Annotated in this window: 30 protein-coding genes; 16 read left to right on the forward strand and 14 right to left on the reverse strand. The window is 56.1% G+C overall.

Translation table 11 applies throughout. The features are described from left to right. Nucleotides 1–7 precede the first annotated feature (7 nt). From RAL88_RS07145 to RAL88_RS07185, 9 genes are all read left to right on the forward strand, one after another. On the forward strand, nucleotides 8–1,087 hold the full coding sequence (locus RAL88_RS07145) for a class I SAM-dependent methyltransferase (protein WP_306268295.1): 1,080 nt from the start codon (nucleotides 8–10) through the stop codon (nucleotides 1,085–1,087). 31 nt (nucleotides 1,088–1,118) lie between these two features. Further along, the gene (gene pgeF, locus RAL88_RS07150) at nucleotides 1,119–1,907 is read left to right on the forward strand and encodes a peptidoglycan editing factor PgeF (RefSeq protein WP_306268296.1); all 789 of its coding nucleotides are present in this window, start codon (nucleotides 1,119–1,121) and stop codon (nucleotides 1,905–1,907) included. 18 nt (nucleotides 1,908–1,925) lie between these two features. Next, complete coding sequence (locus RAL88_RS07155) at nucleotides 1,926–3,083, forward strand: Xaa-Pro peptidase family protein (protein ID WP_306268297.1); 1,158 nt, start codon at nucleotides 1,926–1,928, stop codon at nucleotides 3,081–3,083. 9 nt (nucleotides 3,084–3,092) lie between these two features. Next, a complete protein-coding gene (locus RAL88_RS07160; RefSeq protein ID WP_306268298.1) occupies nucleotides 3,093–3,698 on the forward strand; it encodes a hypothetical protein in 606 nt (201 codons plus the stop codon). Between the two features lie 128 nt (nucleotides 3,699–3,826). Further along, a complete protein-coding gene (locus RAL88_RS07165) occupies nucleotides 3,827–4,759 on the forward strand; it encodes a ribose-phosphate pyrophosphokinase (RefSeq protein ID WP_306268299.1) in 933 nt (310 codons plus the stop codon). A 178-nt stretch (nucleotides 4,760–4,937) separates the two neighbouring features. Then, nucleotides 4,938–5,606, forward strand: coding sequence for a 50S ribosomal protein L25/general stress protein Ctc (locus RAL88_RS07170; protein WP_306268300.1), 669 nt, complete (start codon nucleotides 4,938–4,940; stop codon nucleotides 5,604–5,606). Between the two features lie 27 nt (nucleotides 5,607–5,633). Next, a complete protein-coding gene (gene pth, locus RAL88_RS07175; RefSeq protein ID WP_306268301.1) occupies nucleotides 5,634–6,368 on the forward strand; it encodes an aminoacyl-tRNA hydrolase in 735 nt (244 codons plus the stop codon). A gap of 4 nt (nucleotides 6,369–6,372) precedes the next feature. Next, entirely contained in the window at nucleotides 6,373–7,470 is a 1,098-nt protein-coding gene (gene ychF, locus RAL88_RS07180) for a redox-regulated ATPase YchF (protein ID WP_306268302.1), read from the forward strand. Nucleotides 7,471–7,482: 12 nt separating this feature from the next. Next, entirely contained in the window at nucleotides 7,483–8,127 is a 645-nt protein-coding gene (locus tag RAL88_RS07185; protein WP_306268303.1) for a 5'-methylthioadenosine/S-adenosylhomocysteine nucleosidase, read from the forward strand. Nucleotides 8,128–8,150: 23 nt separating this feature from the next. Here the strand turns inward: RAL88_RS07185 and RAL88_RS07190 are convergent, their stop codons facing one another. The 4 genes from RAL88_RS07190 to petA form a co-directional block, all read right to left on the reverse strand. Further along, nucleotides 8,151–8,702 (reverse strand): adenine phosphoribosyltransferase, encoded by a 552-nt coding sequence (locus RAL88_RS07190; RefSeq protein ID WP_306268304.1) that lies wholly within the window; start codon nucleotides 8,700–8,702, stop codon nucleotides 8,151–8,153. Between the two features lie 115 nt (nucleotides 8,703–8,817). After that, nucleotides 8,818–9,654: a cytochrome c1 gene (locus RAL88_RS07195; protein WP_306268305.1), complete on the reverse strand. Its 837-nt coding sequence runs from the start codon at nucleotides 9,652–9,654 to the stop codon at nucleotides 8,818–8,820. 34 nt (nucleotides 9,655–9,688) lie between these two features. Next, the gene (locus RAL88_RS07200; protein ID WP_306268306.1) at nucleotides 9,689–10,972 is read right to left on the reverse strand and encodes a cytochrome b/b6; all 1,284 of its coding nucleotides are present in this window, start codon (nucleotides 10,970–10,972) and stop codon (nucleotides 9,689–9,691) included. 39 nt (nucleotides 10,973–11,011) lie between these two features. After that, on the reverse strand, nucleotides 11,012–11,560 hold the full coding sequence (petA, locus tag RAL88_RS07205; protein ID WP_306268307.1) for a ubiquinol-cytochrome c reductase iron-sulfur subunit: 549 nt from the start codon (nucleotides 11,558–11,560) through the stop codon (nucleotides 11,012–11,014). A gap of 11 nt (nucleotides 11,561–11,571) precedes the next feature. On the opposite strand from petA, the gene RAL88_RS07210 reads away from it, so the two are divergent. Then, the gene (locus RAL88_RS07210) at nucleotides 11,572–11,877 is read left to right on the forward strand and encodes a hypothetical protein (RefSeq protein WP_306268308.1); all 306 of its coding nucleotides are present in this window, start codon (nucleotides 11,572–11,574) and stop codon (nucleotides 11,875–11,877) included. Here RAL88_RS07210 and ggt read toward each other — a convergent pair. Beyond that, nucleotides 11,839–13,419 (reverse strand): gamma-glutamyltransferase, encoded by a 1,581-nt coding sequence (ggt, locus tag RAL88_RS07215; RefSeq protein WP_306268309.1) that lies wholly within the window; start codon nucleotides 13,417–13,419, stop codon nucleotides 11,839–11,841. The genes RAL88_RS07210 and ggt overlap by 39 nt on opposite strands. Before the next feature lie 227 nt (nucleotides 13,420–13,646). Here ggt and RAL88_RS07220 point away from each other — a divergent pair, with 227 nt between their 5' ends. Then, entirely contained in the window at nucleotides 13,647–14,078 is a 432-nt protein-coding gene (locus RAL88_RS07220; RefSeq protein ID WP_306268310.1) for a heme-binding protein, read from the forward strand. A 31-nt stretch (nucleotides 14,079–14,109) separates the two neighbouring features. Here the strand turns inward: RAL88_RS07220 and RAL88_RS07225 are convergent, their stop codons facing one another. The 3 genes from RAL88_RS07225 to phaR form a co-directional block, all read right to left on the reverse strand. After that, entirely contained in the window at nucleotides 14,110–14,523 is a 414-nt protein-coding gene (locus RAL88_RS07225) for a hypothetical protein (protein ID WP_306268311.1), read from the reverse strand. A 128-nt stretch (nucleotides 14,524–14,651) separates the two neighbouring features. Then, nucleotides 14,652–14,837, reverse strand: coding sequence for a 50S ribosomal protein L32 (gene rpmF / locus RAL88_RS07230; RefSeq protein ID WP_306268312.1), 186 nt, complete (start codon nucleotides 14,835–14,837; stop codon nucleotides 14,652–14,654). A 255-nt stretch (nucleotides 14,838–15,092) separates the two neighbouring features. Continuing rightward, a complete protein-coding gene (gene phaR, locus RAL88_RS07235) occupies nucleotides 15,093–15,698 on the reverse strand; it encodes a polyhydroxyalkanoate synthesis repressor PhaR (protein ID WP_306268313.1) in 606 nt (201 codons plus the stop codon). A gap of 370 nt (nucleotides 15,699–16,068) precedes the next feature. Here phaR and RAL88_RS07240 point away from each other — a divergent pair, with 370 nt between their 5' ends. Together RAL88_RS07240 and RAL88_RS07245 are read left to right on the forward strand one after the other, a co-directional pair. Beyond that, nucleotides 16,069–17,250: an acetyl-CoA C-acetyltransferase gene (locus RAL88_RS07240; RefSeq protein ID WP_306268314.1), complete on the forward strand. Its 1,182-nt coding sequence runs from the start codon at nucleotides 16,069–16,071 to the stop codon at nucleotides 17,248–17,250. A gap of 108 nt (nucleotides 17,251–17,358) precedes the next feature. Beyond that, nucleotides 17,359–18,084 carry a beta-ketoacyl-ACP reductase gene (locus RAL88_RS07245; protein ID WP_306268315.1) on the forward strand — a complete coding sequence of 242 codons (726 nt, stop codon included), beginning with the start codon at nucleotides 17,359–17,361 and terminating at the stop codon, nucleotides 18,082–18,084. Nucleotides 18,085–18,202: 118 nt separating this feature from the next. On the opposite strand, the gene RAL88_RS07250 is transcribed toward RAL88_RS07245, so the two are convergent. Continuing rightward, nucleotides 18,203–19,678: a diguanylate cyclase gene (locus RAL88_RS07250; protein WP_306268316.1), complete on the reverse strand. Its 1,476-nt coding sequence runs from the start codon at nucleotides 19,676–19,678 to the stop codon at nucleotides 18,203–18,205. Nucleotides 19,679–19,992: 314 nt separating this feature from the next. On the opposite strand from RAL88_RS07250, the gene RAL88_RS07255 reads away from it, so the two are divergent. Then, entirely contained in the window at nucleotides 19,993–20,613 is a 621-nt protein-coding gene (locus tag RAL88_RS07255; RefSeq protein ID WP_306268317.1) for a glutathione S-transferase family protein, read from the forward strand. A 107-nt stretch (nucleotides 20,614–20,720) separates the two neighbouring features. Here RAL88_RS07255 and RAL88_RS07260 read toward each other — a convergent pair whose 3' ends face one another. Beyond that, nucleotides 20,721–21,047 carry a DUF1330 domain-containing protein gene (locus RAL88_RS07260; protein ID WP_306268318.1) on the reverse strand — a complete coding sequence of 109 codons (327 nt, stop codon included), beginning with the start codon at nucleotides 21,045–21,047 and terminating at the stop codon, nucleotides 20,721–20,723. Nucleotides 21,048–21,216: 169 nt separating this feature from the next. Between RAL88_RS07260 and RAL88_RS07265 the strand changes: the two genes are divergently transcribed. Next, nucleotides 21,217–21,909 (forward strand): helix-turn-helix domain-containing protein, encoded by a 693-nt coding sequence (locus tag RAL88_RS07265; RefSeq protein WP_306268319.1) that lies wholly within the window; start codon nucleotides 21,217–21,219, stop codon nucleotides 21,907–21,909. A gap of 53 nt (nucleotides 21,910–21,962) precedes the next feature. On the opposite strand, the gene hemF is transcribed toward RAL88_RS07265, so the two are convergent. After that, entirely contained in the window at nucleotides 21,963–22,889 is a 927-nt protein-coding gene (gene hemF, locus RAL88_RS07270; RefSeq protein ID WP_306268320.1) for an oxygen-dependent coproporphyrinogen oxidase, read from the reverse strand. A gap of 76 nt (nucleotides 22,890–22,965) precedes the next feature. Next, entirely contained in the window at nucleotides 22,966–23,433 is a 468-nt protein-coding gene (locus tag RAL88_RS07275) for a tRNA (cytidine(34)-2'-O)-methyltransferase (RefSeq protein WP_306268321.1), read from the reverse strand. A 64-nt stretch (nucleotides 23,434–23,497) separates the two neighbouring features. On the opposite strand from RAL88_RS07275, the gene RAL88_RS07280 reads away from it, so the two are divergent. Then, nucleotides 23,498–25,462 carry an ABC transporter ATP-binding protein gene (locus RAL88_RS07280; protein ID WP_306268322.1) on the forward strand — a complete coding sequence of 655 codons (1,965 nt, stop codon included), beginning with the start codon at nucleotides 23,498–23,500 and terminating at the stop codon, nucleotides 25,460–25,462. Between the two features lie 53 nt (nucleotides 25,463–25,515). On the opposite strand, the gene RAL88_RS07285 is transcribed toward RAL88_RS07280, so the two are convergent. Next, nucleotides 25,516–26,013 carry an SRPBCC domain-containing protein gene (locus RAL88_RS07285; protein WP_306268323.1) on the reverse strand — a complete coding sequence of 166 codons (498 nt, stop codon included), beginning with the start codon at nucleotides 26,011–26,013 and terminating at the stop codon, nucleotides 25,516–25,518. Further along, complete coding sequence (locus RAL88_RS07290; RefSeq protein WP_306268324.1) at nucleotides 26,006–26,377, reverse strand: helix-turn-helix transcriptional regulator; 372 nt, start codon at nucleotides 26,375–26,377, stop codon at nucleotides 26,006–26,008. Before RAL88_RS07290 ends, RAL88_RS07285 begins: the two co-directional genes overlap by 8 nt. Nucleotides 26,378–26,595 lie beyond the last annotated feature (218 nt).

The raw sequence follows: 26,595 nt of genomic DNA on the forward strand, positions 1-26,595 counted from the left end.
GGGACAGATGCCGGACCTGAAAAACCGCATTCTGGAAGACATTGCGCTGACCGGGCCAATGCCGTTGCCACGTTACATGAGCCTGTGCCTGGGAGATCCGGAAGCCGGCTATTATATGCGCCGCGATCCGTTTGGCGCAGAAGGCGACTTTACCACGGCGCCGGAAATCAGCCAGATGTTTGGCGAGTTGATCGGCGTCTGGCTTGTGTCAGCCTGGAAGGCTCTGGGCAGCCCGCCACGGACCCGGCTCGTTGAATTCGGCCCGGGCCGTGGCACCCTGATGGCCGACTGCCTGCGCAGTCTGGCGCTGCAACCCGCGCTGCTGCGGGGCCTTGAAGTTGAGATGATCGACATCAGCCCGGTGTTGAAAGCTGCCCAGCAAAGCACCCTGATGCATGCCCCCTGCCCGATCCACTGGCATGATGAACTGCAGGACAGCGCCTTGCCTACTCTCATTGTGGCAAATGAATTTTTCGATGCTTTACCGGTGCATATTCTGGTCAAAACTGCAGATGGCCTTGCCGAGCGCCACATAGTGGCAGGCAGCCAGGGTCAGCTGGCCTTCGCAGATTTGCCAACCAGCCAGTCGGTCCGCATTGCCCAGACCGAAAAACTCCCCCCAGGCACGGTGTTCGAACTGTCTCCCCAGCGCAACGACATGGCGACGGCAATGGCAAAGCAACTCTCGGCACATGGCGGGGCCGCACTGCTGATTGATTATGGCTTTGTTCAACCCAGGACCGGCGCAACCTTTCAGGCTCTTGTCCGGCATCAGCCGGTTGACCCGCTGGACCAGCCAGGTCAGGCGGATTTGACCGCACTGGTGGATTTTACCGCATTGGCAAACGGGTTCCGCTCACAGGGCATGCATGTCTGTGGGCCGGTCAGCCAGATGGACTTTCTGCTTGATCTCGGCCTCGTGCAGCGGGCGGCTCATTTGGGCGCGGAGCGCGATCAGGAGGCCCGCGAGACGCTGCAACAGGATGTCAACCGGTTGGTTTCACCGGATGAAATGGGTGTCCTGTTCAAGGTGCTTGCAGCAAGCAGTTTTGAAGTTTCCCTGCCCGGATTTCATAATCCTGCTTGATTTTATTCCATCAATCCGGTCACTTGTCGCCATGAACAAGCCATTCGCACCCGTTCCGTTCACGACCCATCCAGCCCTTGGCGGGCCGGGCATCCGTCATGGTTTCTTCGGCCGAAAGGGCGGTGTTTCTAGCGGCATCTACAGCACTTTGAATTGCGGGGTGGGATCGGACGATGTGCGGGAAAACGTCCTGCATAATCGCCGCTTGCTGACGCGCACGCTTGTCAACTCGGACGTGCCGCTCATCACGCCCTATCAGATTCACAGCAGCCGCTGCGTTGCTGTCACCGGGCCATGGCCGGCAGAGACCCCTGAAAAATGCGATGCTGTGGTCACGGCAACGCCAGGAATAGTGTTGGCTGTGGGATCTGCCGATTGCGGTCCGGTTCTGTTTGCTGACGCGGAAGGCGGCGTTATTGGCGCGGCCCACGCCGGCTGGAAAGGTGCCCTTGGCGGCGTGCTGGAAAGCACGATTGCGCAGATGGAAGGTCTCGGCGCCCGGCGCAACCGCATTACAGCGGTGCTGGGACCTGCGATTTCCCGGGTCTCCTATGAAGTCGGTGCCGAGTTCAAAGAGACATTCTTGAACCATGACCCTTCCAATGCGGCTTGTTTCACCGAAGGCGCGCGCGAAGGACACTTTCAGTTCGATCTTCCGTCCTATATCGTCAACAGATTACGCGGCTGCGGACTTGCCAACGCCGAATGGACCGGTCAATGTACCTATCTTGAGGAGACGGCGTTTTTCAGCTATCGCCGGACAACACACCGCAAAGAGCCGGATTACGGCCGCCAATTGGCTGCAATTTCAATCACCTGATCAACAGCGAGAAAGCTCATGACCCTGCATTTTTCCCGCGAGGAATATGATCATCGACGCGAGCGTTTGCTGGCGGTAATGGAAGAAAACAATCTGGATGCGATGCTGCTGTTTTCCCAGGAAAGCATGTACTGGCTGACCGGATTTGACTCATTTGGATTTTGTTTTTTCCAGTGTCTTATCGTGCGCTCCAACGGCGAGATGTCCCTGTTGACGCGGATGCCGGATCTGCGCCAGGCCAGACATACGTCCATCATTGAAGATATCCATGTCTGGATGGATTGGGGAGAAGCCGGGCCGGTCAATCAGTTGCGCGATCTGATGGACAATCTGGATATGCTCGGCAACAATATCGGCGTTGAATATGATACCCAGGGACTGACCGCCTTTTATGGCCGACAGATTGACGACAAGCTGAAAAGCTTCGGCAATCTGACCGATGCATCGACCCTCATTCCGGCCCTGCGCGTGCAAAAGAGCTTTGCCGAGATCGCCTATATCCGTGAAGCTGCGGAGATGGCCGATGATGCCTTTGAAGCGGGGCTTGCGGTCATCCGGCCAGGAGCCAATGACGCCGATATTCTGGCCGCCATGCAGGGTTCGGTATTCGCTGCCGGAGGCAGTTATCCGGGTAATGGCTTCATCATCGGGTCGGGCAAGGATGCCCTGTTGTGCAGGACCAAATCCGGGCGCCGCACGCTGGAAGAACAGGATCAGATAACTCTGGAGTTTGCCGGAACCTCGAAAAATTACCACAGCGCATTAATGCGCACAGTCATCCTGGGGGAGCCGACACCGCGTCATATCGAACTGTTCGACGCTGCCCAGACCGCACTTCAGGCCTGCGAAGAACTGATGACGCCCGGCCATACATTTGGCGAAGTGTTTGAAGCCCATGCCAGTGTTCTGGATGAACGCGGCCTTCACGCTCACCGCCTCAATGCCTGCGGCTATTCACTCGGTGCCCGCTTTGCGCCATCGTGGATGGACACACCGATGTTCTACCGCAAGAATCCCTTCCAGATTCGGCCCAATATGAGCCTGTTCCTGCACATCATCATCATGGACAGTGAAACCGAGACCGCCATGACGCTCGGCCGCACCTATCTGACTACCGAGGGGTCTCCGGAACCCCTGTCGCGCCTGCCGATTGAACTTGTAACCGTGAAGAGCTAGTAGGCCGGGATGAATCTCGTGCCCTTGCCATTCCGCGCAATTCTGGTTGCGCTGCTCTGCCTCATCCTGAGCGCCTGTCTTGGTACGATTGAAGAAAATCTGGATAAAGCCGAGACCGAAGCCCAGGGTCAGGTCTATGACCCGCCGGTGACCCGCGAAGAGATTGCGCCGATTGATGGTGCGCCGACCATACGCGCCTCTGGCCTGGCTTCTTTGGCACGGCTCGGATTTGCACCGATTGACGGCATTCCACCGGATATTGAATCCCGGCTGTCGGAATCTCTGCGCCGCACCGCCTTCCGGCGCAATATGTTTCTGGTCCCCAATGGAGATTCGACCCAAAGCCACCTGGTGCGCGGTTATCTGTCGCTGGCTTCCAATTCCCTTGGTGCTGTGATTGTCTATATCTGGGACATCAGCGCAAATAACGGGTCGCCGCCGCACCGCATCAGCGGACAGGTGCTGGCACCCAATGCCCGTGCCAGCTGGAGCAGCATCGATTCCGAGGCGCTCGATATTCTGGCTGTTCAGTCAATGGAGGCGATAATTTCCTGGCTCAACAACCAGTTGGGTCGCCCCAGACCTGATGATCGGAACATCGTCCCGTTCAAGTAGTGGGCGATCTGCCTGCATATTCCGCCAAAACCATTGAATTAGCCCTTTTGGCAGCTTTACACCGGGCGCTGCAGCTTGTTAGAAGCAGCGCCATACGCGATCTCGGCCACGCCCCAGGATGCTTTCCAATGAAACTTATTGCCGGTAATTCCAATCCTGCCCTCGCAAAGTCGGTGGCGGCGTATCTGGATATTCCACTTGCACATTGTTCTGTCCGGCGCTTTGCCGATCAGGAAATTTTCGTCGAGATTCAGGAAAACATTCGCGGCGAGGATGTTTTCGTCCTTCAATCGACAAGCTACCCGGCCAATGACCATCTGATGGAACTGCTTATACTGATGGATGCGGCGCGCCGCTCCTCAGCCAGGCGCATCACCGCGGTGGTGCCCTATTTCGGCTACGCCCGTCAGGATCGCAAACCCTCGGCCAGAACCCCGATTTCCGCAAAGCTGGTGGCCAATCTGATCACCGAAGCTGGCGCAGACCGCGTTTTGACGCTGGATCTGCATGCCGGCCAGATTCAGGGCTTTTTTGACATTCCCACTGACAATCTGTTTTCCGCCCCCCTGTTTGCCAGGGACATCAAAGCACGCATGCCCGGCGAGAAAATCATGGTGGTCTCACCGGATGTCGGTGGTGTGGTCCGGGCACGCGCAGTGGCAAAACGCGTCGATGCGCCTTTGTCCATCGTCGACAAACGGCGTGACCGTCCAGGCGAGTCGGAAGTTATGAACATTATCGGCGATGTGGAAGGCCATGACTGCATTCTGGTCGACGACATTGTCGATTCCGGCGGCACATTGTGCAACGCCGCAGATGCGCTGCTTGACCAGGGGGCAACCTCGGTCAGAGCCTATATAACCCATGGGGTTTTGTCGGGAGGTGCCGTGGCCAGGGTGACCGCCTCCAAGCTGAAGGAACTGGTGATCACCGATTCCATTCAGCCGACCGGTGCGGTGGAATCAGCCTCCAATATCCGCGCCATACCGATTTCGACACTGATCGGTGAAGCGATCTCGCGGACTAGTCTGGAAAAATCGGTTTCCAGCCTGTTTGACTGAGCGGAAATTACAACAGCCTGTGCTGGCAAAAGCACCATAAACCCCTTGCGTTTCTGTCATCTGTCACCTAAAAGCCACCCCACGCGGTCACACCCTTGGAGGGACCGCATAACCTGGGCGGTTTTCGCAACACATATCACGCGGCCCGCCCTCATCAGAGAAAATCGGAGTGCTCCCAATGAGTGATGAACTCAAAGCGGTGGCGCGGGAACGAGTTGGCAAGGGGGCCGCTCGGGCAACGCGTCGTGAAGGTCTTGTACCTGGCGTCATTTATGGCGACAAAAAACCACCACTGTCTATCGCCCTGCCTGCCAAAGAAACAGCCCTTGCTGCCAACAGCGACAGCTTCATGGCCCGCGTTATCAACCTTGATGTCGATGGCAAGACCCATTCGGTCATCGCCAAGGATGTGCAACGCGATCCTGTCAAGGATTTCGTCATCCATGTCGACTTTCTGCGCGTTGGCAAGGGCAGTATCCTGACCGTTAACGTGCCTGTCCACTTCATCAATGAAGAGGCTGCACCGGGTCTGGAACGCGGCGGCGTGCTGAACATTGTGCGCCACGAAGTGGAATGCGATGTTCCGGGCAATGCGGTTCCTGAATTCCTCGAAGGTGATCTGACCGGTCTTGATATCGGCGATGGCCTGCATATTTCTGCAATCAAGCTTCCGCCGGGCGTTGTTCCCACCATCACCGATCGTGATTTCACGATCGCCACGATCGCGGCGCCGGCTTCGCTTAAGAGTGAAGAAGACGAGGAAGCTGAAGCTGCGGCAGCTGAAGAAGCAGCCGAAGGCGAAAGCGAAGACGCTGCTGCAGAAGACGGCGACAGCACCGAAGAGTAAACCGAGACAAGCCGAACGGGTCGACCCATGAAACTTCTCGTTGGACTGGGAAACCCCGGACTGCAATATGCCCGCAACCGGCATAATATCGGCTTTCACACGGTCGACGAAATTCAGTCCCGCCACGGCTTCACGCCGTGGCGGGATCGTTTTCAGGGGTGGGTTGCAACCGGCACTTTGAATGACGAAAAAGCCACTTTGCTGAAACCGGCGACCTACATGAATGAATCCGGCCGCTCCGTTGGCGAAGCAATGCGTTATTTCAAGATACCGCTCGATGATCTCATTGTGTTTTACGACGAACTCGATCTGGCTCCAGCCAAGGTCCGGGTCAAGACCGGCGGTGGTGCCGGTGGCCATAACGGCATCAGATCAATTGATGCCCATATAGGAAACGAGTATCAGCGCGTACGTATCGGCATTGGCCACCCCGGCCACAAGAATCTGGTGTCCCGCTATGTGTTGTCGGATTTTGCGAAAGCCGATGCGGAGTGGCTGGAATTGCTGATCGGCAGCATCGCCGATGCGGTGCCGACACTGCTGAAAGACGGTTCAGCCGGATTCTTGAATGAATTGGTCCTGCGGCAAAAGCCGGAAACCGAAAGACCTGACCGGCTGAAATCAGCTCAGAAAAAATCCAGCAAGGCGACCACCGAAGCTGCAGCTTTGGTTAAAAAAACCGGAACGAATGCCGGAAAAAAACCTGTTGGGCCCATGGCAGCTGCTCTGAAAGCGCTCCTGCCCAAAACCAGAAAGGACTGACCCTATGGGTTTCAAATGCGGGATCGTCGGCTTGCCGAATGTCGGAAAATCCACCCTGTTCAATGCATTGACCAGGACGGCAGCGGCACAGGCGGCCAATTACCCCTTCTGTACCATCGAGCCAAATACCGGCGATGTTGCGGTTCCCGACACCCGGCTGGGCATCCTGGCGACTGCCGGAAAATCCGCCAACATCATTGCAACACGGCTGACCTTTGTTGATATTGCAGGCCTTGTGCGGGGCGCCTCAAAGGGTGAAGGCCTTGGCAACCAGTTCCTTGCAAACATTCGCGAAGTCGACGCTATCGCCCATGTTCTGCGCTGTTTTGAAGATGAGGACATCACCCATGTGGATGGCCGCATTGATCCTGTTGCAGATGCCGAAACCGTCGAGACGGAACTGATGCTGGCCGATCTGGAAAGCCTTGAAAAACGCATCGTCAATCTGCGCAAGCGTGCCACTGGCAATGACAAGGAAGCCAGGCAGTTGCTGCCGCTGGTCGAGGGCGCAATCGCGCTTTTGACAGATGGAAAACCCGCCAGAATGCTGGATGTCGACCGCGACGACGATAAAGCATTCAAGGGGCTGAACCTGCTCACGTCCAAACCGGTTCTTTATGTCTGCAACGTGCTGGAAGAAGATGCCGACAAGGGCAATGCCTATTCAGATGCGGTCGCGCAGATGGCGCAACGCGAAGGCACGCAATCCGTCGTCATTTCGGCGAATATCGAGGCCGAGATCGCCCAGCTGGATGCAGCCGAAGCCGCTGAATATCTGGAAAGCATGGGGCTTGAAGAACCCGGTCTCGACCGCCTCATCCGCGCCGGCTATCAGTTGCTGGATCTCATCACCTTCTTCACTGTCGGCCCCAAGGAAACCCGGGCCTGGACCATCACCAGAGGCACAAGGGCTCCGCAGGCTGCCGGCGTTATTCATACCGATTTTGAACGCGGTTTCATCCGCGCCCAGACCATTGCCTATGATGATTATGTGGCGCTTGGCGGCGAAAGCGGCGCCAAGGAAGCCGGCAAGGCCCGGGATGAAGGCAAGGATTATGTCGCCCATGATGGCGATGTGATGCTGTTCAAGTTCAACACCTGAGGCGCGCGCGCCATGAGCCATCAACAGCCGACAAAGACGGATTTCGGCAAAGATATCCTGTTTCTGATGGCCGCCCCGGCGGAATATGGCGAGGCTCTGAAAACCCGCATAGATCCGCAGTTCATTGGCGTCGGCCCGGTGGAGGCTGCCATCAACACCACCCGTATTCTCTGCGGCCTTGCCGCCTGCAATGCGCTGCCGGATCTGGTCATTTCTCTCGGCTCGGCCGGGTCCGCCCGCCTGGAGCAGACGGAAATCTATCAGGCTGTTTCGGTTTCTTACCGGGACATGGATGCCTCCCCGCTCGGCTTTGAAAAGGGCGTCACGCCATTTGTCGATCATGCGGTAGAAGTGCTGCTGCCAGCCCGCATTAAGGGTGTAGCAGAAGCGCGCCTGTCCACCGGGGGCAATGTCGTTTCCGGCGCAGCCTATGATCAAATTGATGCCGATATGGTGGATATGGAGACATTTGCGGTGTTGCGGGCCTGCAAGATGTTCAATCTGCCACTGCTTGGCCTGCGCGGAATTTCCGATGGACGGGAAGATCTGGACCACTATGACGACTGGACCCGTTATCTGCACGAAGTCGACAGAAAACTGGCAGAAATTCTCGACACGTTAAGCGAGACATTGCAGATCGCACCACCGCACTCCTGAAATAGGTTTGATCGTAAACCGCTCTAATGCCCGGGATAGGACACCAACGCCTGAACCGGGACGTCCAGCGCTCTGATTTTATCGGCACCGCCAAGGTCCGGCAGATCAACAATGAAGCACGCTGCCACTACATTTGCACCCAGCCCTTGCAACAGTTTGATCGCCCCTTCAGCAGTACCTCCCGTTGCGATCAGATCATCCACCAGAATAACTTTTTCACCGGCTTTCACCGCGTCCTTGTGAATTTCCATCTCGTCAAGACCGTATTCCAGCGAGTAAGCGATGCTGACCGTTTCATGAGGCAGCTTACCCTTTTTGCGGATCGGCACGAAGCCCGATGACAATTGATGAGCAACAGCTCCACCGAGAATGAAACCACGTGCCTCGATCCCGGCGACCTGATCTATTTTTTCGCCTGCGAAAGGCTGAACCAACTCGTCAATAGCTTTGCGGAAGGCACGCGCATCGGACAGTAATGTGGTGATATCGCGGAACATGATACCCGGCTTGGGATAGTCGGGAATGGAGCGGATGGCAGCCAGCAGCTTTGGATGGCCCGTAGCGGAATCAGACATATTCTTGAGCTCCAGATGGCGCTGATAAAGCATTGTCCATAAACGAAAAGAGCCCCCTTAGGGACTCTTTTTTATCGTTCATGCCTGCATGTCTGAATCGGTCAGCAAAACACAATCAATGCTTTGTACCGGCCCACACTTTGCGTTTGGAGAAATACAGCAATCCGGCGAAAATCAGAAGGAAGATAATCACCCGGAACCCCATGGTCTTGCGCTCAACCAGATGCGGCTCCGCTGCCCACATCATGAAGGATGTAACATCCCGTGCATACTGTTCCTGGGTTTCCGGCGAGCCATCGGAGAATTCATGCTGTTCATCGCTAAGCGGCGGTGCCATGGCAATCTGGACACCCGATTTGAAAACCGGATTGTAATACATGCCCGAACCCATTTCGATATCTTCCGGCACATCCTCTTCATAACCGGTCAGCAGATTGTAAATATAATCGGGCCCGGATTCCTGATATTGGGTAAAAATATCAAATACGAAGGTCGGAAATCCGCGTGTCACTCCGCGGGCTTTTGCAAGCACCGAAAAATCGGGTGGCAAAGCACCATTGTTTGACGCACGCGCCTGTTCGTCATTGGCCCAGGGTGAAGGGAACCGGTCGGACAGCCGGCCCGGACGATCAAACATTTCCCCATCCGCATCAGGGCCATCCATCACTGAAACTTCAGCGGCAATGGCCCGCACCTCAGCTTCCGAGAAGCCCGGTCCGCCGGATTGCATCAAGTTGCGGAAAGATACCAGGTTCAGACTGTGGCAGGATGCGCAGTTTTCGGTGTAAATCTGAAATCCGCGCTGCAGTTGCGCCTGGTCAAATTTGCCGAACGGCCCGGCAAAACTCCAATCCTGTTCCTCAAGCTGTTTTTCTTCAGCAGTCGCTGCTCCGGTAAATGCCATGCCGAGAATGACGGCTGCAGCAATTGTTTTCGTAAGGAAAGTCGTCATTGTGTTGTCCTTGAACCTCATTACCTGACCCCGATCAACCTTTGGTCTCGGGCGATGCAGCAGCGCCGGTCGGCAATCCGGAGCCACCTTTTCCGGAGCCATCACCCAGCACCGATTCGGTAATCGAACTTGGCAGCGGTTTGGTTTTCTCAAACATCCCCAGCAGCGGCATCAGGATGAGGAAATGTGCGAAATAGTAGGCAGTGCATATCCGCGCCGCAAGCACGTAGCCGCCTTCAGCAGGCTTTGAACCAAGCCAGCCAAGCAAGATGGCAACAATCACAAACAGCCAGAAGAACACTCTATATGCTGGTCGGAAAGAGGCTGAGCGCACCTTCGATGTATCGAGCCATGGCAGAACAAACAGCACTGCAATTGAGCCGAACATCAGCACAACACCGCCCAGCTTGTCAGGCACGGCGCGCAGAATGGCGTAGAATGGCAGGAAGTACCATTCAGGCACAATGTGGGCCGGCGTCACCAGCGGATTGGCCGGAATGTAATTGTCCGGATGACCCAGATAGTTCGGCAGATAGAACACGAACCAGGCAAAGATCACGAAGAAAACCACCAGGGCGAAAGCATCCTTGATGGTGGCATAGGGTGTGAACGGCAACGTGTCGCTTTTCTGTTTCACTTCAACGCCGGTCGGGTTGGTCTGCCCGGTAACATGAAGCGCCCAGACATGCAGGATAACCACACCGACAATCATGAATGGCAGAAGATAATGCAGCGAGAAGAAGCGGTTCAAGGTGGGCTGATCCACCGAGAACCCGCCCCAAAGCCAGGTCACAACGCTTTCGCCGACCAGAGGAATGGCAGAGAAAAGATTGGTAATGACAGTCGCACCCCAGAATGACATCTGTCCCCAGGGCAGCACATATCCCATGAACGCTGTCGCCATCATCAGCAGGAAGATGACAACTCCGAGAATCCACAGAACTTCACGTGGCTCCTTGTAGGACCCGTAATACAGTCCCCGGAAAATATGCACATAGACCGCAACAAAGAACATCGACGCGCCGTTGGTATGCACATAGCGCAGCAGCCAGCCATAATTCACGTTGCGCATGATGCTCTCAACCGAGTTGAACGCAACGTCCGTGCTGGCAATATAGTGCATCGCCAGTACCACGCCGGTGATAATCTGAATCACCAGCATGATCGACAGCATGCCACCAAATGTATAGGAATAATTCAGATTGCGCGGCACCGGATAGGACACGAAGGAATCGTGCATCAGGCGCGGCAGCGGCAGACGTTTGTCGAGCCACTTCATCGCACCATTCTGGGGATCGTAGGAGGAAGGTCCACTCATTGCGAAGTCTCCGTATTTCTCAAAAACCGATGAAAGCGCTTAGCCAATGCGGAGCTTCGTTTCGGACATGAATTCATAAGGTGGGATGACAAGATTCAGCGGTGCCGGACCTTTGCGAATGCGGCCGGCAGTGTCGTAGTGAGATCCGTGACAAGGGCAGAACCAGCCACCGAAATCGCCGGCATCTCCAAGCGGCACGCAACCAAGATGCGTGCAGATGCCAATCATCACCAACAGGTTTTCACGGCCCGGAACAGCACGTTCCACGTCCTGCGCCGGATCCTTCAACTGATCCATGGGAACCGCTTTGGCAGCTTCCACTTCGGCATCTGTGCGGTTGCGGATGAAAATCGGCTTGCCACGCCATTTGATGGTGATGCTCTGGCCCAGTTCGACGGCACCTATATCCACTTCTGTGGACGCCAGTGCCAGCGCCGAGGCATCCGGGTTCATCTGATCCACCAGAGGCCAGATAGCAGCACCCGCCGCTACAACGCCAAATGCGCCGGTTGCAACGTAAAGAAAATCCCGACGATTGCCATCATCCCCGGAGGCTGAAGATTCGTGTTGAAGAGCCGTATCCGACAAGGCCTTATCCTTTGCAGCAAAGCCGCGCCGCAATATTCGCTGCGGTGCGTCGATTCACATCTTTATACGCGATCTGCGCTTTGTTTGAAACAACAGCGCGCAAGACCACCCAGTGTGAGGGTTATATCCCGCAGCAGCGTCAAAACGTCAACGCCCGCGCGCCCGAGATTCGTCGATTTGCGACGATTCACTCATCAAAATATCTTCTCGTAACCGCTTCAGACGGATATTTCAGCCGATTGATACAGTTCGATGCCCTGGAATTACCTGCCCCGGGCCTAATAACCGATCGCCAGACCATCCTTGCGCGGGTCTGATCCGCCGATAAGAACACCGCGTTCCTGATCGATCACTATGATCTGACCGCCGCCCAGGGGTTTCCCCGAGCGCACAATCCGGTGGCCTTTGTCCGCCAGAGCCTTGGCAACCGCCTGAGACCAGCCCTCTTCCAGTGCCAGCGCACCAGTTGCGTCCCAGAAGGCGCGTGGGAAATCCAGCGCAGCTTGCGGATCAAGACCGTAATCCAGCATATTCTGCAACACATGAGCGTGCCCGCAGGCCTGATAATGCCCCCCCATCACACCAAAGCTGATCGATGGTTTGCCCGCTTTCATGGCCATGCCGGGGATGATGGTATGCAGTGGCAGCTTGCCGGGACCGATTGCATTGGGATGCCCTGCCTCCAGCGAGAAACACCCGCCACGATTTTGCAGCATGATGCCGGTATTTTGCGTCATGATGCCGCTGCCAAATCCGCCATACAGGGAATTGATCAAAGAGCAGGCCATGCCATCGCGGTCAACCACGCTCAGATAAATCGTATCTCCGCCGGGAACCGCGACGACCGGTTTGTCCAGAACTTCGGCCGAACTGATTCGTTCTGATAAAAGGCGTCCATAGGCCGGATCGATCAGGTCTGCGACGGCGCTCGTCATCGCGGCCGGATCGGTGATGAAGGCGTCGCGAACACTGTAGCCAAGCTTGGCAGCCTCGATTTGCTTGTGCACGCGTTCCGCCGACTTCGGATCGGCGATGCGCCTCTGCGCCATGAGAATATTCAAGATGATCAAGGCTGTAATGCCCTGACCGTTGGGCGGCAATTCACAGATGTCGTGCCCCTGATACTGGGTTGACACCGGGGCGCTGAAAAACCCCCTGTGAGCGGCTAGATCCGCCTCGCCGAGAAAGCCGCCCAGAGCCTGCACCGTAGTGGCAATATCGGCAGCGATTTCGCCTTCATAAAATGCCCGCCCGCCTTTGGCTGCAATTGTTTCCAGGCTTTGAGCAAGAGCAGGCGAGACGATGCGGTCACCCACCGCATACGCCGCGCCGGCGTTCAGATAAGCCTGCGATGCTGCCTCGTTTCGTTTCAGCTTGTCAGTCAGCGCTGCCAGATCGAAAGCCACTCGCGGCGCCAAAGGGAAACCGTTTTTCGCATAATTGATCGCCGGCAACAGCGCTGCATCCAGACCTTTGCGCCCGAGCCGGGACAACAATTGTTCCCAGGCGTCAATCGCGCCGGGGACTGTCACTGTATGGGGCGACGTGTCGGCAAGTTCGCTCCAGCCCTGCGCGGCATACCAGTCAAATTCAGCACCCGCAGCGCTGCGTCCCGAGCCGTTAAACCCGTGCAACACGCCATCAGGCTGCGCCACAATTGCGAAACAGTCACCGCCAATACCGGTCATGTGCGGCTCGACCACCGCCAGCACCGCAGAAGCTGTGACCGCCGCATCAACCGCATTGCCGCCGGATTTAAGCGTCTCCAGCGCTGCGGCGCTGGCCAGTGGGTGAGACGTGGCGACCATGCCGTTTTCGGCGTAAACCGGCGAGCGCCCGGCCTGACTGAAATTGCGCATATTTTTAAAATCCTCGGGAGACGGAGTGTGCCAAAATTTCTGCCATTGTTCTGACATTGTGTTGACAGAACTGGTTCTTTGGCACAAGTCCCAGCCTGTGCGGACACGACCCGGATCAGCGCGGATACCGCGCAAAAAGGTCGCACCTGCAGGACAGTGACGCATAAGTTTCCACATGCGTCCCGATCCGGGCATGTTTGCAGGAACACTGAGCGCAAGGAGAATTTATGACGAAGATCAATATGCAGCAGGCACGCACCATGATCGATGCGGCCATTGCCAAAGCCTCTGAACTTGGTTTGAAACCGCTTGGCATTTCGGTTCTGGATGCAGGCGGCCATCTGCGCGCCTATCTGGCCCAGGACGGAACATCCATGTTGCGGCCACAGATTTCAGCCGGAAAAGCCTATGGCGCACTGGCAGTGGGTGCCGGATCGCGATGGCTCAACGCCCAGGCCGCCGAGCGACCGCATTTTCTGGAAGGCTTGAATGGTGTTGCCGGTGGCAGGATTATCCCTGTGCCAGGCGGTGTGCTGGTGCGCGATCAGGATGGCGACATCATCGGCGCAGTCGGCATTTCCGGCGACACCTCGGACAATGATGAAATTTGCGCTGTAGCCGGCATCGAAGCGGCCGAATTCACCGCCGACCCGGGCTGAAGCCAACCTGCATGGCCATCATTGAAACACCCTAATAACCACCGACAGCAACATCGCGCGTTGCCGAACGGATCGAAATGGCAAAGCCGGCCACCACATCAATCAGGGTAATCACCATCAATATGAAAAACAGCGTCGTTGCCGCCTCGCGAACCAGCAGAAACTCCACCAGAAATGCGATAAAGACCACCATTGACAGCATATGATCGACAATTGATAAATTGCCGATGCGGGTTGCCTTGAGAACCTCGATACACAGCAGCAACAGTGCCGACACGATAAACAGATCGGACAGCGTGAAAGCGAAAACTGCGCCCGAAATCATCGTCGGGCTGAAAAGCACGGCGTCCCAGCGCGCGGACATATAATTTGCCAGAAGATCGAACGCGAACAGATTATAAACCACCAGAGGCACTAACATCAGCGGAAAGCTCAACACGGCCATGTTCCTCCAGATCGGTCGGACTTGCTGAAAACACTTCAGCAACTCCTTTATATACAGTTTTGCCATATAAAAAAGGCCGGTAAAACCGGCCTTTTGCAATATCTGTCAAGACGAAACTGAAATCGAAATCAGGCGGTGTCCTTGGCGGCCAGAATCTGGCGACCACGATACATGCCGGTCTTCAGATCGATGTGATGCGGACGGCGCAACTCGCCTGAATCCTTGTCTTCGACATATGCATTTTGTTTCAAAGCGTCCGCTGAACGGCGAAAGCCGCGTTTCATGCGGGAGATTTTACTCTTTGGTACAGCCATTGGCCTAACCTTCCATTATTCAATCAACGCGCCAGCCGGCTAATTCACGGCTGGACACAGGGGTCTGGTACTGCAAACATCATAACCGCACCGCCGGGACAACCCAACCGAGCCAGCTGAAGTCAGCAAATTCGGGAATTAAGATGCGGCCTTATACAGATATGGATGGCTTTTGACCAGTGGTCAGAGTGAAAAAAATCCAGCCGCCCCTCAACCGGTCAAAACCTTCTGCCTGAAGAGGGTCAGGCTACCCTGTCATTTTTTTTTGACAGACAGGGCTTCGACTTTGCGTTGCATGTCAGCAATTTGATCTTTCAATGCAGACAGATCGTCCGATCCGGGTGCGGAGCCCTGTTTGGTGGCCGCTGGTGCTTCTGCCGCCGATGCCGCAGAACCGCCGGGTTTTGTCGGCAAACCGAACGGATTGAACATTTTCAGCGCCTGTTCGAACATTTCCATGTTGCGCCGTGTATGTTCCTCCACAATTTCAAAGCCGGGCACTCCAAATCCGCCGCTCATCTGCTCGCGCAATTTGTCCTGATCTCTGGTCAGCGAGGAAATCGAGGCATCAAGAAAACTGGGAACAATCGCCTGTATCTGATCACCATAAAACCGGATCAACTGGCGCAGAAACGAAATCGGCAGCAGATTGGTGCCCTTGTTCTCTTCGTCGAAGATAATCTGGGTCAGAACGGACCGGGTTATCTCATCGCCGGACTTGGCATCAACAACCACGAAATCCTCTTCCTTTTTGACCATGACCGCAAGATCTTCCAGTGTCACGTAGGTTGAAGTACCCGTGTTGTAGAGTCGTCGATTGGCATATTTCTTGATGATCGTCGGCTCGTCGGTTTTAGCCATGGCGGACCCGTCCTGTTTTCGTCGCAAACACCTGCCCCGGCGGTCAACGCCGGGCGATAGGCGTATCTTTAAATCACCCTATGTAATTTTGCAGCGCACATCCATCTTTTTTGCACGTGCGAGCCAAACCTGGGTTTTTCGCACCCGGTCCGATCTGCAACAAACGGCCCTCAAGTTTTCGTTGATTGTTGCAATTGAGCCGGCAAAGACCATGTCCAACGGCGCACATTTGTGCGATTCCGCACTCCGAAGCAGAATCTCATCTGCTCTGCCATGCTTTCGGCAATTGCAAAAAAGGGGTTGATAGCATTTAGCGGAAAAGCGCTATAGTAGAAACAACACACAGGTTGAGTTTAAAAAGGGAGCCTTTATGTCCAAATCAGAAGATATTGTCATTGTTGCCGCAGGTCGTACTGCTGTCGGATCATTCAGTGGTGCATTCGCTAACACCCCCGCCCACGATCTGGGCGCCGCCGTCATTCAGGGATTGCTGTCCCGCGCCGGGCTGAGTGCAGAAGACATCAACGAAGTCATCCTCGGCCAGGTTCTGACGGCAGCCCAGGGCCAGAATCCGGCCCGCCAGGCGTCGATCAATGCCGGCCTTCCAAATGAGACCACCGCATGGGGCCTCAATCAGGTCTGCGGTTCGGGATTGCGTGCCGTGTCTCTGGGTGCCCAGCAGATCAGATCTGGTGATGCCAGCATTGTCATTGCCGGCGGTCAGGAAAACATGTCGCTGTCGCCGCATGCGCAGCATTTGCGCAATGGCGTCAAAATGGGTGACTACACCATGATCGACACCATGATCAAAGACGGCCTCTGGGACGCCTTTAACGGTTATCACATGGGCACCACCGCAGAAAATGTTGCCGGCAAATGGCAGATCAGCCGCAGCCAGCAGGATGAATTTGCAGTTGCTTCGCAGAATAAGGCGGAAGCCGCGCAAAAGGCGGGTAAATTCAAGGACGAAATTATTCCCTTCACTGTGAAATCCCGCAAGGGCGAGACCATTGTCGAAGATGATGAATATATTCGTCACGGCGCAACACTGGAGAGTGTAACCAAAGTGCGCCCGGCATTTCAAAAGGACGGTACGGTCACCGCCGCCAATGCTTCCGGCCTCAATGATGGTGCGGCAGCCGTCATGCTGATGAGCGCGGCGGAAGCCGAAAAGCGCGGCCTCACGCCACTGGCCCACATTGCCAGTTCGGCAACTGCAGGCGTTGACCCGGCGATCATGGGCAGTGGCCCGATCCCGGCCTCGCGCAAGGCACTGGAACGTGCCGGCTGGTCTGTTGGTGATCTGGATCTGGTGGAAGCCAATGAGGCGTTTGCCGCCCAGGCCTGTGCCGTCAACAAGGACATGGGCTGGGACCCGAAAATTGTGAATGTCAATGGCGGCGCCATTGCCATCGGCCATCCGATCGGCGCTTCCGGTTGCCGCATTCTGGTGACCCTGCTCCATGAAATGCAGAAACGCGACGCCAGAAAAGGTCTTGCCACCTTGTGCATCGGCGGCGGCATGGGCGTAGCTCTCACTGTCGAACGCTGACATCGACCGGAGCCGGGGCAGCGCGTCCCGGTTCCACTACAATTCGGGAATGGCCCCGGCCGGACCCCGCAATAATACAAAAAAACAAAGCATCAGGAGGGGAAGAATATGAGTAAAACAGCATTGGTAACCGGGGGAAGCCGTGGCATCGGAGCCGCCATTTCCGTCGCCCTGAAAGCGGCGGGCTACACAGTGGCCGCATGCTATGCAGGCAATGATGATGCCGCCGGTAAATTCAAGGAAAAAACCGGCATCCCGGTCTATAAATGGGATGTGTCCGATTACGATTCCTGTGTTGAAGGCATCAACACGGTTGAAGCGGATCTGGGGCCGATTGATGTTCTTGTCAACAATGCTGGCATTACCCGCGATGGCATGTTCCACAAAATGTCACATGAGCAGTGGCAGGCCGTCATCAACACCAATCTCAACGGTCTTTTCAACATGACCCGCCCGATCTGGGAAGGCATGCGCGAGCGTGGCTTCGGCCGCGTCATCAATATCTCATCGATCAACGGCCAGAAGGGTCAGATGGGCCAGGTGAATTATTCTGCGTCCAAGGCAGGCGATATCGGCTTTACCCGTGCATTGGCTCAGGAAGGCGCTGCCAAGGGGATTACCGTCAACGCCATCTGCCCCGGTTATATTGGCACAGAAATGGTCCGCGCCATCCCCCAGGAAGTGCTGGACAAGCGCATCATTCCGCAAATTCCCGTCGGACGTCTGGGCGAGCCGGAAGAAATTGCCCGCTGTGTGGTGTTTCTGGCCAGCGATGATGCCGGTTTCATCACCGGATCGACGATTTCCGCTAATGGTGGACAGTTCTTTTCCTGAGACTGCCCACAAAACTCATCAAGCTGCAAAGCCCGGAGAATTGCTCCCGGCTTTGCAAAGTCAGACCGTCTCGGGATTAAATCCTGCGATTGTGTTTCAGGACGCGTTCAAGACACCTTCAGGCCGCATCAGTGTGCCAGTTTGCATAATCCGGCTCTGGCCGATCACCTTCCGAGACAACCCGGTTCCGTCCAGTCTGTTTCGCCTCGTAAAGCGCTTCATCTGCACTCTTGATGAAGTCTTCCGGTGACATCCCTTGTTCCTGATGGCTGACACAACCGATACTGACGGTCACTCTGATGTCCTCGCCGTCCGCTTGCTTGATAGATGCATTCTCAACGCTGCTGCGCAGCCGCTGTGCAATCGCCATTGCGCTGTGCTCATCTGTTTCGGGAAGGATGATTGCAAACTCTTCTCCGCCATACCGGGCGACGACGTCATCCGGCCTGATGGTCTCGCCCAGCAGGCCGGCAACGATCTGCAGGACCCGGTCACCGACCTGATGCCCGTGAGTGTCATTCACCTGTTTAAAGAAGTCGACATCGACCAGCAGCAAGGCCAGCGGCAGATCAAACTCTACAGCGCTTTCACATTCCGCTGCCAACCGCTCGTCAAAACCGGCCCGGTTGAGCACATCCGTCAATCCATCATGCGTTGAGCGCCGTTCAAGCTCCCGGTAAAGCCGCTGCAGAGCGGTGGCCGCGACATTGAACGCTCTTCCGAGTTGTCCCAGCTCATCTCTGGTGTTTTCCAGATTGACCCTGTGCGAGAAGTCTTTCCTGCCAAGTTTGCCGGCCGCCAGTTGCAACTCCGCAATGGGTTGAAGAACGGACCGCCCAACGACGATCCCCAGAACAATCAGAAGAACCAGCCCGGCAAAAATGCCGCCGAAAATAGTGAGTATGGCCTGTACACCAGCCGACTGAGCCTCGTTCAGGTGGGTTTGCATTTCCAGCAAGGAGAGATTGCGGAATTCGGCAAACTTGTCGTGAATCGGCTCAATCAACGCTTCCACCCGCGCCACGGCGCTGATTATCTCCACCGTGCCCGGCGTCCGCTGAAAAACGTCCCGCACTGCCGTTTCTGCCTCGTGCCACCCAGTCGTAAATCCCTGGCTGGCCGGCACAGAAATGCTTTTACTCACCAATGGAAACCGTTCGTCGGCTTGCGACAGCAGGTGGAGTTGAGTGTGCACTTCCTCAGCAATCGCATCGAAGCGCCCAAGTGCCGACTGATCACCCTCAAAAGCATATAGAAACACCAGCTGATTGGCCTGGCGCAGCGAGGTTTGCAGATGTTCGATCGCCGACAACTCGTGGCTCATCTCTTGCACGCTGCCTTCATAGGTCTTCAACAGGGTGCGGCTTGAAATGACTGCAATCAGAGCCATGAACACCAGACCAAAAATAGCAGCGCCGAATACATATTGAAATCGGATATGGATTGATCTGTGGAAGGGACCGGCCATGGTGGTCCACAGCCCGCCAGACCGGCCTGCCCTGTTTCGAGGGTCCGCCAAACGCGACGCAGCGCGGCGCTGCCGCGTGGTCGCAGGCTTTGGCTCCGAGGATTCAGTCGCGGAAGAATTTTTCAATTTTACACCTGATTGTTCGATCATCTTCGGGCGCAATTTGACATAAAGCTGTCCCGCATTCGAAAATTCGGATGTTGCAATTTGAATCAAATTTTAATGAACCGCCTCTGCGTCATCCGGCCCTGGCAGTGCCAACTTCCCGGGCGCGTCGGCAAATAGCTTTCCAGATCTCCGTAGCCTGTGAGGGTGGGCGATTGCGCCCGGACGTTGACGTGCCGGGTAGGTGTGGTAGAGCAGTTTCATATCTGCTGAATCACATACCTTCCCGCCCGGCGCGCCGGATTGTCCGGCATGCGGGCCAATGGAGACCATCAATGACCACGCTTTTTTACGCTAAGAAAACCTGTGCTATCGGCATTCACGTCATTCTTGAAGAAATCGGCAAACCATATGAAGTGAAGGTCGTCGATTTTTCGAAAGCCGAGCAGAAAACACCCGAATACAAGAAGATGAATCCAAAGGGTAAAGTGCCGGCACTGGTGCGTGATGATGGCTCGGTTCTGACCGAATTTGCAGCCATCGCAACATGGCTGGCCATGACCAATCCCGACAAGAAGCTGTTGCCCACCGACCCGGAAGGCATAGCACGCACGCTGGAAGCCCTGGATTTCGCGGTTGGCACCTTGCACATGCTGTCCTGGCGCCTTTTCCGCCGGCCGGACGCGTATTCCGAAAACCCTGCCGAACATGATCAACTGCGCGAGCGCGGCAAATCGGCAGTTCTTGCCGGACTGGATCTGGTCGATGCCCAACTGGCGGACCGGGACTATCTGGTTGGAGATTTCTCGATTGCCGATGCGGCGCTTTATTATGTCGAAAACTGGGCCGTGGAAGTCGCCGGTTGGCCTGTGCCTGCCAACGTCCAGGCGCATTTTGAACGGATGAAAAAGCGCCCTTCGGTGCAGGCCTCGCGCAAGCTGGAAGGCGTGGCGTAGCTCGACCGGCTCGCCAATGCAGATGGTCTCACAAGTTCATTGTTTCAGACTATAAACACCCAAGCCCGGAGCAAACCTCCGGGCTTTTCTTCAAACAGATTTTGCGTTCAACCCGCCTTCAGATACGGGATCGCTCCGGCGATATCCGTATCGTCAATCACGTGAAAATTGCTTACGCTGCCGGCCTGACGGGCCTGGCCGTATGGCGCATATTCGGGGTCTTCCAGAATACCCTGCAGCGCAGCCCGCGTCGGAAATTCGATAATCGCGATCAGCGTGCTGTCCTTGTCGGACCCTTCCAGCGTTTCGATATTGCCACTACGCGACAGATATCTGCCACCATGCTTCTCTATCAGATTATGAACATTCGCGGCGTATTCCGGAACCCAGCCATCGTCAGTGACCTTGATATCTGCTATTAGAAAGACGCTCACAGCATTTCTCCTTGGGTTTCCCGGAAGCCATCTCCCGGGTTCGTCCATCGAAGCTGCGCCGCATTGAGGCTCCACATCCAGTCACCAAACTGAACCGGAAGATTCAGTTTCTGAACTAGCCGCGCGCCAGGCGGAAACCTAATGTGGGGGCCACACCCTGGAGGATCGCATGGCACAAGCTGGATATAAACAATTCTGCCCGGTCGCGATGGCCGCGGAAATATTGTGCACGCGCTGGACCATGGTCCTGTTGCGCGAAATGGTTGTCGGGACAACCCGTTTCAACGATCTGCGACGCGGCGTCCCAAGGATGTCTCCGGCGTTGTTGTCGACCCGACTGAAGGAGCTTGAAGAGGCCGGAGTTCTTGAACGAAAACCGCTGCGCTCCGAGAAGGGCGTCTTCGAATATCACCTCACAAATGCGGGCAAGGACTTGTATCCGGTTATCGAAGCCCTTGGAATGTGGGGACAGAAATGGATCGAATCCTCGCTTTCCCTGAAGAATCTGGACCCCTCACTTTTGATGTGGGACATGCGACGAAACCTCAACCCCACACCATTGCCCAGAGCTCGCACGGTAGTTCAGTTTCTGTATTCCGATCTTCCAGTCTCGAAAAGCCAGTGGTGGCTTGTCATTGAACCCGATGGTGAAGTCGATCTGTGCTGGTCCGATCCCGGATTCGAGATTGATCTTTACATCACCACAGACCTTCGCACGATGACCGCTATCTGGATGGGGTTGAGCACAATTGAGAGCCAGAGTGACAAGCTGGAACTGATTGGCTCGCGGGACATCGCCTCAACGATGCATCTCTGGCTGGGGCTGAGCCCGTTTGCCAAACAGAAGAAACTCGTCGCCTGACGGCATTCCCGCCGGGAAGACACCCAAACCCTTCTGTTTGTCCTGAAATACCGCTACGGCCATTTCACCACAGGAGGCATCGAGGACAGGATTGAATCCACATTCCCCCCGGTTCTCAACCCGAAAATCGTGCCCCGGTCATAGAGCAGGTTGAACTCCACATAGCGGCCACGGCGGATCAATTGTTCCTCGCGCGCCGCAGCATCCCAGCTCTGCTGCATATTGGCGCGCACCAGTTGCGGATAGATATCGCGGAAAGCGCGACCGACATCGCGGGTGAAGGCGAAATCCGCATCCCAGTCGCCGGAATTCAGATAATCATAAAAAATACCGCCGACACCGCGCATTTCCTGACGGTGCGGCAGATAGAAATAGCTGTCGCACCACTCCTTGTAGCGCGGATAATCCGCCACTTCATGCGCCTCGCAGGGAGCGCGCATCGCCGCGTGAAAGGCCTGTGTGTCAGGGTCGTCCTGGCTGCGCCTTACCTCCAGAACCGGCGTCAGATCGGCGCCGCCGCCAAACCATTGTTTTGAGGTGACCACCATTCGGGTGTTCATGTGCACCGCCGGCACATTGGGGTTCTGCGGATGGGCGATGAGGGAAATTCCACTCGCCCAGAACGCCGGATCTGCATCAGCCCCCGGTATCTGGCCGCGAAATTCCGGTGCAAACTCGCCATGAACCGCGGAGATATGCACCCCGACCTTTTCGAACACGCGTCCGCTCATCAGCGACATTTCACCGCCGCCGCCTTTGGCACCGCTATGATCGGTTCGCGCCCATTTGGTGCGTTCAAAGCGGCCGGGTGCGCGCTCTGACAGCGGACCTTCCAACGCGTCTTCCAGCGCTTCAAACGAGGCGCAGATATCGTCGCGCAATTGGCGGAACCAGTCGGATGCGGTCTGCTTCTTGTCTTCGATTCCCGCTGGTACGGGGCCGGGAGTTGGTTTTGCCTGTGCTGCTGTTTTGTCTGTCACTGCTGTGTCCATCGCCTGCTTCGCCTGTTGCCGCCTGTCTTGCAGATTTTCACCCGCCGAATCCAGATAAATCTGGCTATGAAATGTTCTGGGATCCGACTTGCCGCAAAGCCTCGCCCAGAACCATGGCACCGGATACGGCCACATTCAGCGACCGCGCTCCGTTGTGCATCGGGATTACAATGCGGGCGGTAGCGGCGGCATGCACATCATCCGGCACCCCGGCCGATTCCCGGCCCAGCATCAGCATGTCATCATCGCGGAAGGAAAAATCCGTATACCGTGTTGCCGCTTTGGTTGATAGCAGCACAATGCGGCTTTTGTAGCCGCGACAATAATCCTGAAACGCCGCCCAGTCGGCATGTTGAACCAGTGTTGCCCGGTCAAGATAATCCATCCCGGCGCGGCGGAAATTCCGGTCGCTCAGCACAAACCCGGCCGGCAGAATCACGTGCACCGCTACATTCAGACAGGCACCTGTGCGCAGCAGCGTGGCGGTGTTCTGTGCAATATCAGGCTGGTAAAGTACAAGAGAGAGCGCCATTTAGAGTTATTGCCTTTTATGCAACCTGAAATTCCACTGTTCCGGCGTCAGAGAGTTCTGCCTTATGTTAAAGCATATTCTGCGCCGGTTTGAACGTATCATAGATCCGCTGGCCCCCTCCCCGGCGCAAAATCTACCACGCCACAGCGTCATCGGCTTTATCTGGTATTTTGCGCGGCAGGCCAAATGGCCGTTCCTTCTGTTTCTGTTCGCCGGCATTCTGGTCGCCGGAGTTGAAGTGCTGCTGTTCCAGTTTATCGGCCGGATCATCGATCTGCTCAATGACCCGCAGATACAGTCGAGCCGGGAAACCCTGTTTGCCGACTATGGCGGAACCTTTCTGATGATGGCCGCAATTGTGATTGTCGGGCGGTTTGCCATTCTCATGCTGGCAGCCGTGCTGGAACAGCAGATCATTGTTCCGGGTTTCTTCAATCTGGTGCGCTGGCAGGCCCACCGTTCGGTCATCCGCCAGTCGCTGACATATTTCCAGAATGATTTTGCCGGCCGCATTGCCACCAAAGTGTTGCAGTCTGGTCAGGCAGTTGGCGATTTCCTCATTAACATCATGCAGGGAATCTGGTTCTTCATCATTATCGGCGTTTCGACCATCGGGGTATTTTCCGGCCTCGACTGGCGTCTGGCCAGCCTCGTCCTTCTCTGGTTTGTGAGTTATTTCGGCCTCGCTGCGTGGCTGGTTCCGCCGATTCGCCGCGCCGCCAAAAAATCCACCGATATGCGCTCTGTATTCAACGGTCGTATCGTCGATGCCTATTCCAACATCTATACGATCAAACTGTTCGATACCCGTGGCCGGGAAGATGATTTTGCCGAGGAGGGTCTTTTGTGGATGCTGACAAGCGTCCGCGAACTGACCCGCGCCATCACCCGGGTGCGCTTTTCCCTTGCCTTGCTGAACGGTTTTTTCATGGCCGCTGCCGGCTATCTATGTCTGATCATGTGGCAGGCCGACGGCATTACCGTCGGCGGCATTGCCGTGGCGCTGGGGCTGGTGCTGCGGCTCAACACCATGTCGGGCTGGATGATGTTCCAGATTTCCGGCCTGTTTCGCGATCTCGGCACCATTCAGGATTCCATGGAAACTGTGTCACAGGTGCCGGATCTGCTGGATTCACCTTCCGCCCCTTCTTTGCCGCCGGTTGCCGGAGCGGTCTGCTTTGATCATATCGGTTTTCACTATGGCAAGTTCGGCCCTGCCGGCAACAATCCTGACAAGGCAATGAGCATGCCCGCAGATGGCGATACAACCGGGCCGGATGCAGGCCGCCGCTGGACCAAGGGCGTTTTGCACGACATCACTTTGAACATTGCACCGGGTGAGAAAATCGGCCTGGTTGGGCGCTCCGGTGCCGGCAAGTCGACCCTCGTCAATCTGCTGCTGCGGCTCTACGATGTGGAAAGCGGCCGCATCACCATTGACGGGCATGATATTGCAAAGGTCACCCAGAACTCGCTGCGCGGCCAGATTTCCATGGTGACACAGGACACTTCCCTGCTGCACCGCTCGGTGCGCGACAATATTCTGTATGGCCGGCCCGATGCCAGCGAGGCGGATATGATCCGCGCCGCCCGTCAGGCCGAGGCCATGGAATTCATTGCCGAGTTGACCGACCCCAGAGGCCGCCATGGCTTTGATGCTCATGTCGGCGAGCGTGGGGTGAAACTGTCCGGCGGCCAGCGCCAGCGCGTCGCCATAGCGCGGGTGCTTTTGAAAGATGCACCGATCCTGATTCTGGACGAGGCAACCTCGGCGCTGGATTCCGAGGTCGAGGCCGCGATCCAGGAGCAATTGTTCAATTTGATGAAAGACAAGACGGTGATTGCCATTGCCCACCGCCTGTCAACGATTGCCACCATGGATCGTCTGGTGGTGATGGATGATGGCCGTATCGTGGAGACCGGCCCGCATGAGGAGCTGATTGCCAATGACGGGCTTTACGCCAGCCTGTGGCAACGCCAGTCGGGCGGCTTTCTGGGTGGCATCGATCAGGAAGAGGCCGCTGAATAAAACTGACAGGCTCCGGATAAAACCGGGGCCTGAAAGTGGATTTGATTACCTTGTTATTCGACTTTGAGTTGGTCAATCAACTCATCGAGAACAGCGTAGCCTTTGCCCCAGCCATTATCCATGCCGGCCATCGCCGCAGCGAAACAGGCGTTTTCTGCTTCGGTTGAATCGAGCGGCACCATTGTCAGGCAAACCCTGGTTTTCGCGCCGGTCTCCTCAAAGGTCACGGTGGTCAGCAAAATCCGCGGCCAGCCCGGCATCATCTGACTGGAAATGATGTTCCAGTCCGCATCCGCAGACGAATGCTGCCAGACCAGCCTTTCCGGCGGCACAACTTCCTGAAACACCATTTTGCTGAGATCGGATTTCTCGCCCCACTTCATTTCGTTGCGCCATTCCCCGCCGGGTTTCAGATCAAACCGATGGATGATCGTTTCCACCCCCGGGCCATACCAGCGTGCCAGCAATTCCGGCTCCGTCCAGCTCCGCCAGACCAGGGCGCGCGGGGCATTGAAGATCCGCTCCAGCCTGTATTCAGGTACATCAATCATTTCTGCTATCCTTCCCCTCGGTGTGTTTCATCTGCATCAAAATGTCATCAAGCTGGTCGAAGCTGCCGCCCCAGAAAGCTTTGAACTCCGCAAGCCAGCCGACAGCCGCCGTCATGGTTTGCGCTTTCAGCCGCGCCGGCCGGCGCTGCTGTTCCACGTCCCGTTCAATCAACCCGGCGCGCTGCAGCACCTTCAAATGCCGCGACACTGCCGGCTGGCTTATGTTGAACGGGGCTGCGATCTCATTGACCGAGGCCTGTCCCTGTGCAAGCCGCGACAGAATAGCCCGCCGGGTCGGATCCGCCAGCGCAGCAAACAACGCATCAAGATCGGTCGCCGCCTCTGTATAACCATTTTGTTCCATAACTATATAGTTATATAAAACAGCATACCTGTCAACCGGCTGATACCGGCATGGCAGATATTGGCATGGCAGATATCGGCATAACAGGCGGCCACATGATTTACCGACCTGCAGCAGGTTTCATACCTAGCGCTGGATTTGATGCTCCAGGATCGTTGATCTGCATCAAGGCGCCAGGGCGCCATCCGATACAACCTGAACTACGGAGATGTCTGTCC

This window comes from Pararhizobium sp. IMCC3301 (genome assembly GCF_030758315.1).
Classification (GTDB): domain Bacteria; phylum Pseudomonadota; class Alphaproteobacteria; order Rhizobiales.

Coding starts and splice junctions, on each gene's coding strand:
- RAL88_RS07145 (WP_306268295.1), top strand. CDS start 8: ATGCCGGACCTGAAAAACCGCATTCTGGAAGACATTGCGCTGACCGGG.
- pgeF (WP_306268296.1), top strand. CDS start 1,119: ATGAACAAGCCATTCGCACCCGTTCCGTTCACGACCCATCCAGCCCTT.
- RAL88_RS07155 (WP_306268297.1), top strand. CDS start 1,926: ATGACCCTGCATTTTTCCCGCGAGGAATATGATCATCGACGCGAGCGT.
- RAL88_RS07160 (WP_306268298.1), top strand. CDS start 3,093: ATGAATCTCGTGCCCTTGCCATTCCGCGCAATTCTGGTTGCGCTGCTC.
- RAL88_RS07165 (WP_306268299.1), top strand. CDS start 3,827: ATGAAACTTATTGCCGGTAATTCCAATCCTGCCCTCGCAAAGTCGGTG.
- RAL88_RS07170 (WP_306268300.1), top strand. CDS start 4,938: ATGAGTGATGAACTCAAAGCGGTGGCGCGGGAACGAGTTGGCAAGGGG.
- pth (WP_306268301.1), top strand. CDS start 5,634: ATGAAACTTCTCGTTGGACTGGGAAACCCCGGACTGCAATATGCCCGC.
- ychF (WP_306268302.1), top strand. CDS start 6,373: ATGGGTTTCAAATGCGGGATCGTCGGCTTGCCGAATGTCGGAAAATCC.
- RAL88_RS07185 (WP_306268303.1), top strand. CDS start 7,483: ATGAGCCATCAACAGCCGACAAAGACGGATTTCGGCAAAGATATCCTG.
- RAL88_RS07190 (WP_306268304.1), bottom strand. CDS start 8,702: ATGTCTGATTCCGCTACGGGCCATCCAAAGCTGCTGGCTGCCATCCGC.
- RAL88_RS07195 (WP_306268305.1), bottom strand. CDS start 9,654: ATGACGACTTTCCTTACGAAAACAATTGCTGCAGCCGTCATTCTCGGC.
- RAL88_RS07200 (WP_306268306.1), bottom strand. CDS start 10,972: ATGAGTGGACCTTCCTCCTACGATCCCCAGAATGGTGCGATGAAGTGG.
- ggt (WP_306268309.1), bottom strand. CDS start 13,419: ATGCGCAATTTCAGTCAGGCCGGGCGCTCGCCGGTTTACGCCGAAAAC.
- RAL88_RS07220 (WP_306268310.1), top strand. CDS start 13,647: ATGACGAAGATCAATATGCAGCAGGCACGCACCATGATCGATGCGGCC.
- RAL88_RS07225 (WP_306268311.1), bottom strand. CDS start 14,523: ATGGCCGTGTTGAGCTTTCCGCTGATGTTAGTGCCTCTGGTGGTTTAT.
- rpmF (WP_306268312.1), bottom strand. CDS start 14,837: ATGGCTGTACCAAAGAGTAAAATCTCCCGCATGAAACGCGGCTTTCGC.
- phaR (WP_306268313.1), bottom strand. CDS start 15,698: ATGGCTAAAACCGACGAGCCGACGATCATCAAGAAATATGCCAATCGA.
- RAL88_RS07240 (WP_306268314.1), top strand. CDS start 16,069: ATGTCCAAATCAGAAGATATTGTCATTGTTGCCGCAGGTCGTACTGCT.
- RAL88_RS07245 (WP_306268315.1), top strand. CDS start 17,359: ATGAGTAAAACAGCATTGGTAACCGGGGGAAGCCGTGGCATCGGAGCC.
- RAL88_RS07255 (WP_306268317.1), top strand. CDS start 19,993: ATGACCACGCTTTTTTACGCTAAGAAAACCTGTGCTATCGGCATTCAC.
- RAL88_RS07265 (WP_306268319.1), top strand. CDS start 21,217: ATGGCACAAGCTGGATATAAACAATTCTGCCCGGTCGCGATGGCCGCG.
- RAL88_RS07275 (WP_306268321.1), bottom strand. CDS start 23,433: ATGGCGCTCTCTCTTGTACTTTACCAGCCTGATATTGCACAGAACACC.
- RAL88_RS07280 (WP_306268322.1), top strand. CDS start 23,498: ATGTTAAAGCATATTCTGCGCCGGTTTGAACGTATCATAGATCCGCTG.
- RAL88_RS07285 (WP_306268323.1), bottom strand. CDS start 26,013: ATGATTGATGTACCTGAATACAGGCTGGAGCGGATCTTCAATGCCCCG.
- RAL88_RS07290 (WP_306268324.1), bottom strand. CDS start 26,377: ATGGAACAAAATGGTTATACAGAGGCGGCGACCGATCTTGATGCGTTG.